Here is a 15,978-nt window from a genome sequence, read left to right as displayed (position 1 = left end):
TATATATTAGAGATGGAGTGTGAACTATTATGAAGAAATATGTTAATTGTCAAAGTTGTGGAATGCCTTTAAATAAGGATGAAAAATATGCAGGAACTGAAGCTGATGGTAGCTTAAATGAAATGTATTGCCTTCATTGCTATGAAAATGGTGAATTTACTTTACCTGATATAACTGTAATTGAAATGAAAGAAATGGTAACTAATAAAATAATAGAAATGAAGCTTCCCAAATTTGTGGCAAAATTCTTAACAAGAAATACTTGTAAATTAAAAAGATGGAAAACTGTAAAACCACCTAGAACTGCTACAAAGAATTCTAAAAAATAAAGTGTTGCTCTAAGTTAGATTTTAATATATCTTAGAGCAACACTTTTTCTATGCCTAGTTTTTATAATACAAAAGAGTGACACACTTCACCAATTACCAAAACCCTTTAGGTATAAAATCGCTCCTAAATAAATATATTATAAAATATATAGTTATAATATTTTTTCGACTAAGAACTCTATTAAAATATTATTAGAAAGGAAGATAATTATGTTTAATATTTTCAAAGTAAACGGAGAAAAAAACATTATCGCTCTTATTATTAGCATTCTACTGACGCAAGGTGTAGGTTTTTTAAGTGGATTTTTGAGTATGACCGCCTCTAGTGATTATAAAAATTTCAATAAACCACCCTTTTCACCCCCCGGCTTAGTTTTTCCTGTAGTATGGACAATACTATTCTTTTTAATGGGTGTAGCTGCTTATCGGACTTGGATGAAAGGCAAAGCAGGGGAAGATGTATCAAAAGCATTAATTTTATATTGTTCTCAGCTATTTTTAAACTTTCTTTGGTCCATTGTATTTTTCAGATTTAGACTATATGCAATAGCTTTCTTAGAATTACTTCTATTATTAGTATTCATTCTTTTAACTACTTTTGAATTTTATAGGATAGATAAACCATCTGCTTATCTTATGATTCCTTATATAGCCTGGGTATCCTTTGCTGGAGTTTTAAATTATGCTATATGGATGATGAATTAAATTATTTCCTACGCATTTCAAGACTGCTTTCTTGAGAATACAATTTTTACTTATAATCTGAAAGTGTGCCCCATAGCTCTAGACGATTAAACACAGGATAAGCCGAATTAAATTTAACATAAATAGGTGCTTTGTATAAATGTCGGTTAGTCTTTAAAAGCTCCCTATCACCATAAACAATTGCCTCTAATGCTAAGGGGAGCTCTTTTACAAAGATATCATTACGGATAGCTGACATTACTGGGTTCTTTTCATTATCTACCATAACATAAACCATCAAAGCATAATCTTCACTGGTCATAGTCCACTCTGCTAGCACTTCATCCCTCATATCAGTGATTTTCTCATAATCATATCTTGCTTCAATAGTCAAAAATAACTCTCCAGTAATATCTGAATGAGTAAGGGTATATTTTCTAGGAATAATTGGTTCTGTCTTACTTGTCCCAATTCCAAAATTAACGTTTAAACTTTCAGAATTTAATTTTTTCAAAACATTCCCTCCATAATATAAATACGTTATGTATATTATGAAGATAAGTATTGTTATGTTCTGTTTTAATTATAAAACCTTCTATCTATTCTTTATACTGAGCAGATTTTAAGATGTCACCTTTATCTCGGGGCATAATGACTTTGAATGCTCGCTATCTCATTAAAGCATATCTCTTTTGGAGAATTACAAAGGATTTTTTTACTATTTGTAGAATAGTTCTATATAAAATGGAATTTCAAGGCGAAAATCGTCATGGCATATGCTAATTGTGGTAGTGAAAATATTCAAGTAAATTGTTTTCCTGAGATGCCATTCTAAAGTAGTATGTTACGGTATTAAACAGTACCTATAATAAGTATATTTAACAAAAATTATTTCAGCAACAAGGAGAACATTATGCATGAAACAGAGGTAAAAGGTATCTTATCAGCTCAAAATGGAATAATATATACCGTGGCTGTACTCATGGCTGTATTTATTGCGATTCAAGGAGCAAATGCTATCAGCTGCATCATGATTTTGAAGATATAGCAGTAAAGCTTAATGCACCAAAGGTTTTAGAGGATGGGCTCCGAAGGAAAAGAAAGAAGTGTATGATAGGAACTGGGGCAATGAGTGATCCATACATTCACTTAGAAGAAAAACTGGGGAACACCAGAAAGTGTATTGAACTTATTCATTCCTATGAATTTGGACTGACCATAGCTAATCCATCTGAAAAATTGAATACAGTTATATAAAATTAAAATTTTTCTCATTATAGCAAAAATTTCTTTGATTAAAAATTAATTGTTTAGGGGGAGCTTTTCTTGGTAAAAAACAATCTAAAATCATTATTAATACATGTGGCAATAAGTATTATTTCTATGTTTATATTTATGATCTTTAATATGGCACAAGTAAAATGGGCATCTGAAGAAGCAGCAAGAAGCCATCACTATAATATGATGTTTGTAGCAGTTATTACAATTGTTGTAGCAGTTATAATTGCACTTCGGCAAGTTCTTAATGAGAATGGAACATTAATAATGCCTGCTCATAGCGGAGAAATCTCTGATCCAGCAGAATGGGAAAATCCACCAGTTCCTAATGAATGGTTACAACCAATATATGATAGCATGCCAGCCTTTGATGTAAATCTCACACAAACTAGGGGAATGGGTAGTGTTGCTGAATTATTCAGAACCTTACCTGAGGTATATAGGTACAATCACCCACAGGTATCATTTGCATCTCAAGGAAAATTCGCCAAGGATATTACAAATAATCATAAATTGACACCTCAATTTGGAATGGAATCCCCCTTAGGTAAAATGTATAATTTAAAAGCAAAAGTACTTTTACTAGGAGTAGGATATGATTCTTGTACATGCTTTCATCTTGCAGAAGCACTAAATAAAAAAATGCCAACAACAAAAATGGGGGCGGCAATTATAGAAAATAATAAAAGAACTTGGAAGTGGTTTGAAGATTTCGATTATAATTCTGATGATGATTTTAAGAAGCTAGGCAAGGCATTGCAAGCAACAGACAACGTAATACTTGGTAATGTTGGTAAGGCCCAATGTAAGTTGTTTCCTATGAAAATAGGGGTTGATTTTGCAAAACAGTGGTTACAAAGTAATAGATTTAACTAAAATCCTGTTATTAACTTTAAACACTAAAAAATATAAAGGAGAATTATATATGTTAAATGATGAAAAGATTGAAGCAATGTTATCTGAATGCACGGGGTACAAACTAAAACCCTACTACTATTTTTATTGTGTTATAACTGCTAACTTTACCAAGACAATGCTTCTTGGAAGCCTGGCGGGATTAGCAAATAAATCTTATATTGTGGGTCTTAATGAAGACGAGTTAGTACTAATAAATTTGAGTATGTCAGGCAAACCAAATGGTTCTAGCATTGTACCAAGGTCATATGTTAAATCAACAAAAGTATCTAATTGGATGTTTGGAATAGGAAAAAAACTGTATTTCACTTTGGAAGATGGTACAAAGTTAAAATTGAAGGCCAACAAAGTTTGTATGGGAATTAAAAAACAAAAGGAAAATTTATTATCCATACAAGGACTTGTTAATAGAATGGGTTACGGATCTCAAATGTAAGTTATTGTTTTATTCAAATTGAGATAATCACGAGTAGATTTTAAATATAAATGTACTAAAGAAAGGTAATGATTGAACTATGAATTCAATTTACAAAGTAAAACAAATAACAAGTCTATATGATAGTTGTAACACATGCGGCTTACCAATTATAAATTGCCTTTGTGATAGTGCGCCTAAGATAAAAACTGATGCGAAAATTTGGATTCTGTCAACGGAAAAAGAACTTTACAGACCTTCTAATACTGCAAGGCTATTAGAGCTAGTTAATCCAAATTCCACTGAAATTTTTCTTTGGGAAAGAACAAAAACACCTGAGACGTTAATATCAAATTTAAATAATGAAATATATGAACCTTTCTTACTTTTTCCTATAGAAAATAATGAGAATAAAAGCCGTAAAGTTAAATATAAGAATACAAGAAAAATACCCGCATTTATTATTATAGATGGTACCTGGAAAGAGGCTCGAAAAATATTTAGAAGAAGTGCTTACCTAGAAAAACTACCAATCATTTCATTAGAGCCAAATTTCAAGTCTAATTATGATTTGAGACGAGGTGTGGTAGATGGTAACTTATGCACAATAGAAGTCGCAATGGAAGCATTGAAAATAAATGGAGAGATTGAAAGTTCACAAGTAATAAATGAGTTTTTCAATCTATTTTTAAAGAGCTATAAGGCTGGATCAAGTAGCCACCAAGTTAAGTAAAAATGCCATCCAAAGGGATGGCAAAGACTAACTATAATGTAATTTAAAAATTATTATATTTTTAGCTTTATAGTAAATTATTATTCATATATAAACTTAGAGCCTTATTAAAATCAATAATTATATTTATTTTCTTGTAATACATAATAATCTTTAATTTCTATATATACAATCTATAACGATTTTATGTTAAAATCATCATGTTACTATTTATATATTTACTGTGAACCATCTAAAGTTTATTTACGATTGGAGTATGACAAATGAAAAGATTCAAAAAATTTTATATAGAAATTACTAATGCATGTAACCTTTCTTGTAGTTTTTGTCCACAAACTCGAAGGCCTCCTGAGTTTATGACCTTAGAAACCTTTAGCAAAATATTAGATGGAATAAAACCTCATACGGAATATATATATTTTCATGTTAAAGGAGAACCACTTTTACATCCGAAACTAGATGAATTCTTGGATTTAAGTTATGAAAAAGGTTTTAAGGTTAATATAACCACCAATGGAACACTAATAAACAAAGTTCGAGACAAAATAATTTTAAAGCCCGCCTTAAGACAGATTAATTTTTCTTTGCATAGTTTTGATGGCAATGAAGGCGAATCTAATAAGGACGAATATGTTAATAATATTATTTCCTTTGTGAAAGAAGCCCTTAATATAACTGATACTTTGTTTTCCCTAAGGTTATGGAACCTTGATGTAGATAATACAACAAATCTTCAGGCTAATAAAAATCGTTACTTGCTGTCTGTAATTGAAAAGGCTTTTAATTTACCTTACAAAATAGAAGAAGAAATACACGCAGGTCACGGTATTAAAATTTGTGATAAAGTTTATTTAAATCAAGACCATGAATTTCAGTGGCCAGATTTAAACGCCCGAGAAGACAATAGCCCAGGTTTTTGTTATGGTCTTAGAAACCAAGTGGCCATATTAGTAGATGGCACAGTAGTACCCTGTTGCCTTGATGGAGAAGGTGTAATTAACCTAGGCAATATTCATAAAACTCCATTTTCTGAAATAGTTGAAAATCAAAGGTCAAACCACATTTTCAATGGTTTTTCTAGGCGAGAAGTTGTTGAAGAATTATGCAGAAAGTGCGGCTACAGAAAGAAATTTAACGATATTTCAAAGTAGAATCATTGATTAAGTACCTATAACAAATTTTCGATAAAGAAACACACAGGCCAATTTTCATAAATTAGCCTGTGTGTTTCTTTAAAAAATGATTTATTTTTTATTAATAACAGCATCCCCCGAAATGGTCTCTACTCTAATAGTTTTCTTACCATTTCCAACAGTTCCCTTAATATTTTGCTTTTCTACTTTTCCTTTTACTACTAAATGAAAATCGTTATCTAATTCTCCAGATGTACTACTAAAATCAACCATAAATTCTGAAGTTTTTGGAAGAATTAAATCTACATCTCCTGAAACAGTCTCTGCTGCTACCTCATTATTAAATGTATTATATGATGCTGTTATGCTTCCTGAAACTGAATTTGCACTAATATCTCCATTAATGGCTTCAATTTTAATATCACCTGAAGTTGTCTCAAATCCGTTTGCTTTAGCAGATAGTGATTTTATATTAATGGTACCCGAAACACTTTCAAAATCTGTTATATTGGCTACAATAGAATTTATATTTACATCTCCTGAAGTTGAACTTACATCAAAGTTATCCGCCTCAAGCTTGTCAATATTTATTTCCCCTGATACAGTTTCTATATCCATAGATTTTTTGTATTTTTCTGGAATATACAAATCTAGTTTTGTGTTTAAGTTAAAATTAAATATAGATGTAATTTGATTTGGATATTTTATTGATATATCTAGTTTGTCTCTACTTAAACTGGTTTCTAATTTAGGTGCCCTACTCAGGTCAGAGGCTGTACCATAAAAATGCACCTTTATCTTATCACCCTTCCACAAAATTATGTTAACATCAGAACTTACTGTATCCACCATGACCTTGCTTATGGGCACTATATCAAATTCCTTTATTTCGTTAATACTTCCATTCCCCTTTGATACTGTAACTTGCTTGCTTTTTTCTAATAGGTTTATTCCCTGGATTTTTGCAACTATAAAAGCAAACCCTATTGAAATAACTATTATAAGTAAAGTTATTTGAATTATTTTCTTAACATTAAAATTACTCATTTCCCCCTCCTGCATTACATTATTTACCATGGTATCATTTTATCATAGGCTGATGCTTATTGTAATATATTTTATATAATATCAAAAATAAAAAAATAAGGATATAATATGAAATCCATATTATATCCTTATTTATATTATGCAGGCATATTTGCTGCTTGTTCTTTTCTATCTTGTACTAATTTCTGCACTTTATCTGCATGACCCTTCATTATTATAGATGTGAATAAGAATACAAATAACATAGCAGTAAGCACTATTACATCTTTTGTAAACACCGCATAATCAACACCTGATACTACTTCCCTTAATCCAGATACCGCATAAGTAAAAGGCATAAATGGATTTAAAACCACAAACAGTTTAGGTACAACTTCTATTGGAAATGTTCCAGCACAAGAAGTTAGTTGGAGAATTAATAATATAATTGATATTAATCTTCCTACTTGTCCAAGTAAAAATACCATACATTGAATTATAGCAATAAATACACAGGATAAGAAAATATTAAATAAGAAGTATAGCAATATATTATTTGGCCTAAGACCTAATAACATTACAGCTCCACTTGCAAGAACTGCCTGCATAAATCCTATAGCACCATATGATAAAAACTTTCCTGCCACTACAGCCGATGGACTTGCTTCAATGTCCTCATCCACCTTGTCTGTAATTACAAAGAACATCATTAGAGCTCCTACCCATAAGGATAGTGGAATGAAATACGGAGTAAAGCCTTCGCCATAAGTTTTAACAGGATTTATTGCTTGTTGATCCATAACTACTGGTTCTGCGAAGGTAGCTGCCATAGTTTTACTATCATTTTTTAAGCTACTACTAAGATCCTTATAGCCCGCTTCAAGCTTTTCATTAAGTTCTTTAGAACCATCTGCGAGTTTAATGGCACCATCGTCTAATTTATTAACACCATCATATAACTTATTTACCCCATCTTTCAACTTAGGTAATTTACCGTTTAAGGTACTAATTCCTCCTGTAAGCTTCGCTGAACCTACATTTAGTTTTGAGGTTCCATCAGCTAGAGTTGGCATTTTATTATTTAACCCTGATAATCCACTTTCTAAAGCCACTGAACCGCCTGTAAGCTTCGATACACCTGCTGTTAATGCGGGAACACTTTCACTAAGCTGTGAAAGCCCACTTCCAAATTCCCCATTCATAGCAGCATATAATTGATCTAACCCACTACTAATTTGAGTTGCGGCAACCACTGCTGTTCCTGTTTTTTCTCCAAAACTTCCCGCGCCTTTTGAAAACTGCTCTGATACACTTGCAAAAATAACGGTGCTTTGTGCGAATTTCTGTGAACCATCCACAAAGGCTGATGACCCCTCTTCTAATTGATTAGCTCCAATTGCTACTTTGTGGGCACCAGTTTGAAGCTCAATCATCATTGCTAGATTCTTCTCGTCCCCAGAAATTTTATTTAATGCTCCAAGTGTAGCTAAAAAGCCTTGCATATTTGGATCTTTCATTGCTTCAGGATGAGCTTTTAAGTATGCTCCCAGCTGGTCATCTACTCCTTGCTTCAAGGATGCTTGAGATTTTTTACTGTTATCTATTAAAACATCTACTCCACCAGCAACTTTTTCACTTCCATCTTTAAGAGAAGTTATACCTGGCTTCATTTGAGCATATCCTGCATTAAGTTTTACTGAGCCATCTGTAAGAAGTGCTGAGCCATCATTTAGCTTTGTTGCCGCTTCTGACAACTGAGTCGCACCTTCTTTTGCTGCTCCCAGACCTATTGCAAGCTGATTTGCCCCATCTTTAAGTTTTCCAGTTGAGGGTACAATTTGAGTTTTATATGCCTCATTAAGTTTTTCTACCCCTGCTGCCATAGTTGGCACTTGATTATTAAGCTGTGTTAATCCATTGTTTAGCTTATCTGCACCGCCATAAAGCCGATTAACTCCACCTACCATTATAGGTACCTTAGAATTAAGCTCACCTAGTTTACTAGTCAATGTATTAGAACCTGCTAATAATTTCTCTACACCATCCATCATTTCTGGAACACTGCTATTAAGCTGACCCGTTCCATCTTTTAACTTACTAGTACCATCTTTTGCAGTAATAAGCCCTTCAGCTAATTCTTTACTTCCTTCAGAAGCTTTTTTCATACCGTCTTTAATTTCATACATACTATCAAATACCACTGTTGTATATTCCTTTGACATATTTTTTGTTAACTCTGATTTAAGCTGATCTAAAACTTTACCATTAATTTGTGCTGCTAAAAAGTTTCTCTTTTCATTTGCACTATATAATATTTTAGCTTGCTCCGTTTTACCCTTAGTGACACTTAGAGCATTCTCTGAAAAATCTTCAGGGATTATAAACATTGCATAATAATCTTTCCCCTTAACTCCTGCTTCCGCTTGCTTCTTTGTAACAAACCTCCAGCCTACCGCTTCTTTTTCTTTAAGATTATTTACTAAATTCTCACCGTAGTTTACTTTTTCTCCATCCTTTATGCTTCCTTTATCTTGGTTTACCACAGCTACAGGCATATCCTTAATCCTTGCATATGGGTCCCAAAAGGCATCAAGGTAAAGTAGACTATACAAAAGTGGAACTATAATAATTGCTATTACTGATACTCGTATGAATCTATTTTTAAATATGCTTGAAATATCTCTCCCTGCTACTTTTAAAAAATTCATATTATCACCCCATCCTTTACTTCTATTTATTTTTTACAACATTGTTATCAACAACAATTTGTCGACTGACTGGTCAGTTATATATCTATTCTACATTTAATTTTCATAATGTCAATATATTTTCGCAAATAAAAAAAACACACCATAAGATATTCTATTTTATAGAATGATCTTTCGGTGTGTTTCTATCTTATTCCATTCAATAAGTGATTCATGAAATTATCTGTGATTTCATCTAATTTCATACTGTCATTTTTTATAACATTATAAACCGCTACTGATGCTAATGTTCCAAAATACGTATATGTTAAAAAAGAAGAGTCACATTTTTTTATAGTACCATCTTCCATGGCCTTTATTAAAAATTTCTCTATATCCTCCATATATGATTTTAGCAATTCTCTAAGCTCAGAGTGTCTTATTTTGCCACCCCATGCTTGGCTCATTATAACCTTAAATAAATCCCTATTATCATATACTAGTCTTAACTGATTTTTACTTAATTCTCTTAGTTTATATGCATAATCACCTTTTCCTACATTAATGCACTCCATTTGTTGCCGTAGTAAACTTACCCCTTCAGTAATTATGTATTTAAAAACCTCATCCTTACTTTTAAAATAATAATAAACTGTACCTTTAGCTACCCCAGCACTTGCTGAGATCTCGTCCATAGTAGCTCCATCATAACCATTAGTAGAAAACGTTTTAATAGCCGACTGAAATATATTTTTTTTTGTTTTATTCACAAATTCACCCCAACACATCAAGAAAGTTATCTTGCTATTTTAATTTTAAAGCTCTCAAATAAGATGTTCAACTTTTGATTAAACTATATCCACAAAATGCACAACGGACTATATAAATGTCTATTGTTAGTTTATACCTGATTGTAATATATATCTATATCAAAGTAAATATAATTTAATAATTGTACAAATACTTTAATTTATATACATAATAATTTAATAAACATAACTATTAATAATTTTCTAAATATATTTATATTGTAAATCTTATAAATAACATGGATTTATATAGTAATAATGGATATACTATGACTTATATATTATAAAAAAATTCATAACTAAAGGGTGATAAGATGAGAATACCAAAACATATTGGAGTAATTCCCGATGGAAATAGAAGATGGTCTGTAGACAATGGGCTATCAAAAGATAAAGGATATACTTTTGGATTAGATCCCGGTTTATCACTATATAAGATTTGCAAAGATTTAGGAGTAAAAGAAATAACTTATTATGGTTTTACTACTGATAATACAAAAAGACCCCCTTTGCAGAGAGAAGCTTTTGTTAAAGCCTGCGTCGATGCAGTAAAGCTTTTAAGTACACAAGATGCTGATTTATTAGTAGTAGGAAATAGTGATTCACCTATGTTTCCAAAAGAACTGCTTCCTTATACCACGCGAAAAACCTTTGGAAAGGGCGGAATAAAACTAAACTTTCTTGTGAACTATGGTTGGGAATGGGACCTGAGTAATTTAAGCAAAAATAAAAGTAGTAAAAGAAGCAGTATATTTGATTGTATAAAAACTAATGATATTTCTAGAGTGGATTTAATTATTCGTTGGGGTGGGAGAAGGCGTCTTAGTGGATTTTTGCCGCTACAATCAATATACTCTGACTTCTATGTTATAGATGATTTTTGGCCTGATTTTAAACCCGAACATTTATCCACAGCTTTAACTTGGTATAACGACCAAGATGTAACCCTTGGAGGTTAGTTTAACTTCATTATTCTATATTAGATATAAGTTTTAAATAACCTATATCTATTTTTTTATTCACTAAAATATGTTATTATTAAATTGATTTTCAGGGCTTTATTTTCATATATGCAATTTTACTAAAGGAGTCTTCTATGATTAACGAAAAAATAAATTGTTATAAATGTCAGTATTACTATATAACTTGGGATGCCGCATTCCCTAAGGGTTGTAAATTTTATGGTTTCAAATCTATGAATTTACCTTCAATCCTTGTAAAGCAATCCTCTGGTTTATCTTGTATTAAATTCACACCAAAGCAAAACAGAGCACCTAACTAAAATTTACAACTAAGTTATATGCTCTGCAATCCTATGTACTACTAGTCTATAAATCCTTTGTTTTGCTCAACTATCTCATATGCGTAAGGCTCAATTTTTTCTTCCCTTATAGTCCCATCTTCATTAAGACCTGTAATTATTGTAGGTATATTTACTAGCTTACTGTGCATTCCTTGAATTTTAGCATATCTATCTAATACATCTATATCCTTAACGCCTTCTTCGTTACTTGATTTTATTCCCTTAAATCGCATGAACTTATCTCCCCTTTTAAATATTATGCTATCCATATATAAATGCATATATACTCTTAATATTCTAAAATAATTTTAATTTCAATAAAATTTAAGTAACAAAAATCAAATAACGCTAAAAATGTTGAAGACATTCTTAACGTTATAGAATTTAAAAAACTATTTTGATGATACATATGTTTTACATATTTTACCTTATTGTAATTTGATTTACTCCTAAGGTACCATCATATTCTAATCCCTCAATAAAATTATAGGTATACTTTTCATTAGAACTTTCAATAAATGCTTTTATCCAATTATGCCTAAGATTATAAAATACATTTACATCTCCATTTACTATTTCCCAATATTTTTTATGAATACAGCTTGTAGTTTCCCATTCTAATATATTATTTTCAGATTTTATAATCCTTGTAACTCTATCGCAAGGCATACCTTCTAACAAATAAATATTAAGTGCATTAAATAATTCTTCTGGACATCCTGGCATTTCACTTGCCTTTAAATTTTCTCCAACAGTTTTGCCTTGCTCGGTAAAACATGCCATAGCAATAGCTTCTGCTCCTTCTCCACACTCTTTACTCATTTCTGTTATTGTAAATGCTGTTCTAGTTTCAACCTTGCTAATTTTATCTTGTAACCACCCATGTATATTTGACTTATCAATTATATCTTCTATATTTTTCGTAGTATCTATTGGGATGCCATAATCTAGTGATTTATCATCCACATTTTTTGCAATTTCACCATATTTATTTATATAAACTTCTTTTAATCTTTTTTCTAATTCCTCTGCCAATAAAATCTTCTTAAATAACCAAGTGTGAATAGGTGCTAAAAAAGCGCTCATTATTATTCCTCCAATATTTGTTTAGTTTTGTTTCTATACACTAATAGTAATATATTAAAACTAAAATTACAGTAACTTATGTTACCATATAAAATATTACTAGTATTAATCATAGATTTTATTCATACATTTATTTTAATTCATATAATCCTGAGGATTTATAGCCTCTCCATTTTTTCTTACTTCAAAATGTAAATGAGGTCCTGTACTATTACCGGTACTCCCTACTTCTCCTATTTTTTCACCCGTTTTTACAACTTCACCCTTTTTCACTTTAATAACACTACAATGTGCATAGGTAGTTTCTATTCCATCCCCATGATTGATTTTAATAACATTACCATATCCCTCCTGCCAAGCTGCATAAATAACTGTTCCATCTAATGCAGCATTTATTCTAGCCCCAAAATTAGCTGCTATATCAATTCCTTTATGCATTTTTCCCCATCGCATACCAAAGTTTGAACTTATACTTCCTCTAGATGGACTATTCATATATGTCGTTCCAAGTACCTTTTGTTTATAATTTTCCACATATATCTCTTTGCTTTGCGCTGGGGTTGTAATTTCTGTATTTAAAATTTTCTCAGATAAGATTTTATTATTTAGAACTATCGCCTCTAAAGTAACTTTTTTAATTCCGTCTTTACCCTCTCGCATAATTTTGCTAACACCATTCATTAGTGTATTGGAAGATTTTATAACTGTAGTGGCAAATATGGTTTGTTCTTTACTTACATTACCTATTACCTTAACAGTTATAAATGGTTTTTGTACTCTATTGTTATACTCTATTAATGCTTTTACAATTTCATAATTTTCATACAAACTCCCGATTTTTACCATCACAGCCTCATAACTAATTTTATTTATCACTTCCACTTTTGTAATACCATTTAGTTTTGACCCCTTAGAGTAATAATCTTTTAGGGAGTTTAAAATTTCTTTTCCTTGATTATCATTTACCACATATGCCATTTCTTTATTATCTGATTTCATTACAAATGCATTTACTACTATATTGAATTTCTTAAACATTATTTTTCTAAGATCATTACCACTTATAAACATAGCAATGTCATCCACTTTCACCTTTTTTAAAGTGAAATCCTCTTTTGTAATTACCTTGCTATATTTAGATTTAGCATCACTAAGTAACTCCATATATGCTTTATTAAATTCACTCTTACTTTTTACAAATGTTAAAGCATTATTCCCTATGGAAATACTATAACCACTGTACTTATAAACATTGAAATACATAATAGCGGCTGTAAGTATTACTGTAATCATTATCACAGCTATCTTGATTTTGTTTCTTTTTAAAATGTTCAATATTATACCTCCTATGGCACTTACTTAATATACCCTTTTTATCTAATTTTAAACATTAATGAAATATATTTTTTTAATTCTATGTTTAAGTATATGGTATACTATAGGTTGAATAATGAAATTTCTATATACTAATACATTGTGTATACTATATTAAATACATTATATAAATAAAGGGAATATAGATAGACTGCGGTTTTGCAGTCTAAAATCATATTTCTATAATATAAAAAGAAAGGTAGTGACTTTATGAGTACTTTCATGTTTAAAAATGAAAATTATAGATATACTCCTGTGAGTAATATTTTTATAGATAAATTTATGCCAAGAGCCAGGGGAGAATTCGTTAAAGTTTACCTCCTTGGTTTAAAGTATTGTACCTCTGGAGAAATAGGTGCCACCTCTTCAGTTATAGCCAATACCCTTGGACTCCTAGAAACAGATGTTGTTAATGCTTGGAACTATTGGAATGATGAGAACCTAATTAAAATGACTCCTATTGATAATATGGGCAACTTTAATATTGAATTCTTGGATTTATTAGATGTCCCTGATGAAAATATTCGAAATATAAATTTACTTGAAGAATTAACGAATTCTTCAATAAAGGGTATGCTTCAAGATATTGAAAAACTATTAGCCAAACCTCTTTCACCAAAAGAAATGACAATGTATTTAAGCTGGCAAAAGGATTATAGTTTTCCTCCTGAGCTAATACTTCTGTTAATTCAATATTGTGTATCAAAAGGTAAAGTTGACTATAGATATATTGAGACCATAGCAATTGCATGGCATGATGCTAATATTAAAAATATTGAAGATGCCCAATCCTATATAAAAAAACATGAGGATAAATGGATAAATATTAGAAAAATATTAAATTACTTAGGAATAAAAGCCCCTGAAATAATGAAGCCTCAAGAGCAAATATTAGATAAATGGATAAATGTTTATAAGTTTTCTTTAGAAATCATATATAAAGCTTGCGATATCTGTTTTGCAAGACTTAACAGAGCTGATTTTAAATATATAGACGGTATTTTAAATAGTTGGTTTAAAGATGGAATAAACTCTCTCGAGGATATTGAGAAAAAAGATAAAAAACGATTGCTTTCTACTAAAGGCGTTACTGCTGGTACAAAGCCTGCCAAAGGCAGTTTTAACGATTATGAACAAAGAGCCTATGACTTTGATGAGCTAGAAAAAAAATTACTAGGATGGGATAATAATGATTAAAGGATATCAAACTAAAATATTAGATTTGTATGATAAAATACGACAAGAAGAAGAAGCCGACTTTAGACAAAGAAAAATTCATATAGAAAAGACTCATCCTGAAATTATTGAACTTGATCACAAAATAGGGAAGCTATGTATAGAATTATCTATTAGCGCTTTAAAAAGTATTATTAATAGAGATCAATACTTACATGATCTGCGAGAAAAAATAGTAGATCTAAGAGTTAAAAAATCTGAACTATTAGTTTCTAATGGTTTTGATATGGAATACTTAAATTTACATTATAGATGTAACAAATGTAAAGATACAGGTTTTATTGGAAATACTAAATGTACCTGTTTTAAGCAAAAGGTTATAGATGTTTATTACACAGGTTCTGAACTTAAAAATATGTTAAAAACTCATAATTTCGATAATTTTAAATTGGATTACTATCCTTCTAGAAAGAGTGAACATGCTTCAGAATCTCCTAAAAAAAATATGGAAAAGATTTTATCTACATCTATGAATTTTTTGAAGAACTTCAATGACTCTGATGAAAACTTGTTATTCTACGGAGGTCCTGGCACAGGAAAAACTTTTCTTTCTCATTGCATTACAAAGGAATTAATGGACAAAGGCTCTTTTGTAGTATATAGGACTGCTGAGGAACTTATAAAAGGTTTAAAAGAAATTCGCTTTAATGGTGATAATTCTTTAGAGGAGCTACTAATAAATTGTGATCTACTTATTATAGATGATTTGGGCACTGAGCAAATTTCAGATTTTACTAAAATGGAAATGTTTAATTTGCTTAACACAAAGTTATTAAAACAAAAGAAGATGCTAGTATCCACTAATTTAACTCTTGGAAATTTAGCAAACACCTATTCTGAAAGAATAACCTCAAGATTACTTGGTAATTTTACTGCTTGCAAATTCTTTTGTGAGGATATAAGAATAAAGAAAAATTTGAGTAAACCAAAATAATATTAAGCTTTGTACATTAATAAAAAAGCACATATT

General features: G+C 30.5%; 17 protein-coding genes and 1 pseudogene. 11 read left to right on the top strand and 7 right to left on the bottom strand.

Going from position 1 to position 15,978, the window contains the following annotated elements; translation table 11 throughout:
• The first annotated feature begins 29 nt into the window (after positions 1 to 29).
• Together KPL51_RS11225 and KPL51_RS11220 are read left to right on the top strand one after the other, a co-directional pair.
• On the top strand, positions 30 to 329 hold the full coding sequence (locus KPL51_RS11225) for a zinc ribbon domain-containing protein (protein WP_216161080.1): 300 nt from the start codon (positions 30 to 32) through the stop codon (positions 327 to 329).
• Positions 330 to 539: 210 nt separating this feature from the next.
• Entirely contained in the window at positions 540 to 1,034 is a 495-nt protein-coding gene (locus KPL51_RS11220) for a TspO/MBR family protein (RefSeq protein WP_216161075.1), read from the top strand.
• A gap of 46 nt (positions 1,035 to 1,080) precedes the next feature.
• On the opposite strand, the gene KPL51_RS11215 is transcribed toward KPL51_RS11220, so the two are convergent.
• Positions 1,081 to 1,527, bottom strand: a complete 447-nt coding sequence (locus KPL51_RS11215; RefSeq protein ID WP_216161072.1) for a staygreen family protein — start codon at positions 1,525 to 1,527, stop codon at positions 1,081 to 1,083.
• A 399-nt stretch (positions 1,528 to 1,926) separates the two neighbouring features.
• Here KPL51_RS11215 and KPL51_RS11210 point away from each other — a divergent pair.
• The 5 genes and pseudogenes from KPL51_RS11210 to KPL51_RS11190 form a co-directional block, all read left to right on the top strand.
• Positions 1,927 to 2,255: pseudogene (locus tag KPL51_RS11210) on the top strand (radical SAM protein); the annotation flags it as partial.
• A gap of 84 nt (positions 2,256 to 2,339) precedes the next feature.
• Complete coding sequence (locus KPL51_RS11205; RefSeq protein WP_216161069.1) at positions 2,340 to 3,167, top strand: AAC(3) family N-acetyltransferase; 828 nt, start codon at positions 2,340 to 2,342, stop codon at positions 3,165 to 3,167.
• Between the two features lie 49 nt (positions 3,168 to 3,216).
• Positions 3,217 to 3,642, top strand: coding sequence for a hypothetical protein (locus tag KPL51_RS11200; protein WP_216161066.1), 426 nt, complete (start codon positions 3,217 to 3,219; stop codon positions 3,640 to 3,642).
• Positions 3,643 to 3,721: 79 nt separating this feature from the next.
• A complete protein-coding gene (locus KPL51_RS11195; protein WP_216161062.1) occupies positions 3,722 to 4,354 on the top strand; it encodes a tRNA-uridine aminocarboxypropyltransferase in 633 nt (210 codons plus the stop codon).
• 263 nt (positions 4,355 to 4,617) lie between these two features.
• Positions 4,618 to 5,505, top strand: coding sequence for a radical SAM/SPASM domain-containing protein (locus KPL51_RS11190; protein ID WP_216161059.1), 888 nt, complete (start codon positions 4,618 to 4,620; stop codon positions 5,503 to 5,505).
• A gap of 93 nt (positions 5,506 to 5,598) precedes the next feature.
• On the opposite strand, the gene KPL51_RS11185 is transcribed toward KPL51_RS11190, so the two are convergent.
• The 3 genes from KPL51_RS11185 to KPL51_RS11175 all read right to left on the bottom strand — a co-directional run bounded on the left by KPL51_RS11185 (position 5,599) and on the right by KPL51_RS11175 (position 9,970).
• Positions 5,599 to 6,534 carry a DUF4097 family beta strand repeat-containing protein gene (locus KPL51_RS11185; protein WP_216161056.1) on the bottom strand — a complete coding sequence of 312 codons (936 nt, stop codon included), beginning with the start codon at positions 6,532 to 6,534 and terminating at the stop codon, positions 5,599 to 5,601.
• A 137-nt stretch (positions 6,535 to 6,671) separates the two neighbouring features.
• Complete coding sequence (locus KPL51_RS11180) at positions 6,672 to 9,221, bottom strand: YhgE/Pip domain-containing protein (RefSeq protein ID WP_216161053.1); 2,550 nt, start codon at positions 9,219 to 9,221, stop codon at positions 6,672 to 6,674.
• 185 nt (positions 9,222 to 9,406) lie between these two features.
• Positions 9,407 to 9,970, bottom strand: a complete 564-nt coding sequence (locus KPL51_RS11175) for a TetR/AcrR family transcriptional regulator (protein WP_216161050.1) — start codon at positions 9,968 to 9,970, stop codon at positions 9,407 to 9,409.
• 353 nt (positions 9,971 to 10,323) lie between these two features.
• On the opposite strand from KPL51_RS11175, the gene KPL51_RS11170 reads away from it, so the two are divergent.
• Positions 10,324 to 10,968, top strand: a complete 645-nt coding sequence (locus KPL51_RS11170) for an undecaprenyl diphosphate synthase family protein (RefSeq protein ID WP_216161046.1) — start codon at positions 10,324 to 10,326, stop codon at positions 10,966 to 10,968.
• Between the two features lie 137 nt (positions 10,969 to 11,105).
• On the top strand, positions 11,106 to 11,291 hold the full coding sequence (locus tag KPL51_RS11165; RefSeq protein WP_216161042.1) for a uracil-DNA glycosylase: 186 nt from the start codon (positions 11,106 to 11,108) through the stop codon (positions 11,289 to 11,291).
• A gap of 41 nt (positions 11,292 to 11,332) precedes the next feature.
• Here KPL51_RS11165 and KPL51_RS11160 read toward each other — a convergent pair whose 3' ends face one another.
• From KPL51_RS11160 to KPL51_RS11150, 3 genes are all read right to left on the bottom strand, one after another.
• Positions 11,333 to 11,545, bottom strand: coding sequence for a hypothetical protein (locus KPL51_RS11160; RefSeq protein ID WP_216161039.1), 213 nt, complete (start codon positions 11,543 to 11,545; stop codon positions 11,333 to 11,335).
• Between the two features lie 190 nt (positions 11,546 to 11,735).
• The gene (locus KPL51_RS11155) at positions 11,736 to 12,398 is read right to left on the bottom strand and encodes a hypothetical protein (RefSeq protein ID WP_216161036.1); all 663 of its coding nucleotides are present in this window, start codon (positions 12,396 to 12,398) and stop codon (positions 11,736 to 11,738) included.
• Between the two features lie 135 nt (positions 12,399 to 12,533).
• Positions 12,534 to 13,733 (bottom strand): M23 family metallopeptidase, encoded by a 1,200-nt coding sequence (locus KPL51_RS11150; protein WP_216161033.1) that lies wholly within the window; start codon positions 13,731 to 13,733, stop codon positions 12,534 to 12,536.
• 249 nt (positions 13,734 to 13,982) lie between these two features.
• Here KPL51_RS11150 and KPL51_RS11145 point away from each other — a divergent pair, with 249 nt between their 5' ends.
• Together KPL51_RS11145 and KPL51_RS11140 are read left to right on the top strand one after the other, a co-directional pair.
• Positions 13,983 to 14,969: a DnaD domain protein gene (locus KPL51_RS11145; RefSeq protein WP_216161030.1), complete on the top strand. Its 987-nt coding sequence runs from the start codon at positions 13,983 to 13,985 to the stop codon at positions 14,967 to 14,969.
• Positions 14,962 to 15,942 (top strand): ATP-binding protein, encoded by a 981-nt coding sequence (locus tag KPL51_RS11140; RefSeq protein ID WP_216161027.1) that lies wholly within the window; start codon positions 14,962 to 14,964, stop codon positions 15,940 to 15,942. Before KPL51_RS11145 ends, KPL51_RS11140 begins: the two co-directional genes overlap by 8 nt.
• Positions 15,943 to 15,978: the final 36 nt, after the last annotated feature.

Source organism: Clostridium bowmanii (assembly GCF_018861315.1).
Taxonomy (GTDB): domain Bacteria; phylum Bacillota; class Clostridia; order Clostridiales; family Clostridiaceae; genus Clostridium_AD; species Clostridium_AD bowmanii.
The sequence above is the reverse complement of the archived record's forward strand: the minus strand, read 5'-3'. Positions and strand labels throughout refer to the sequence as shown.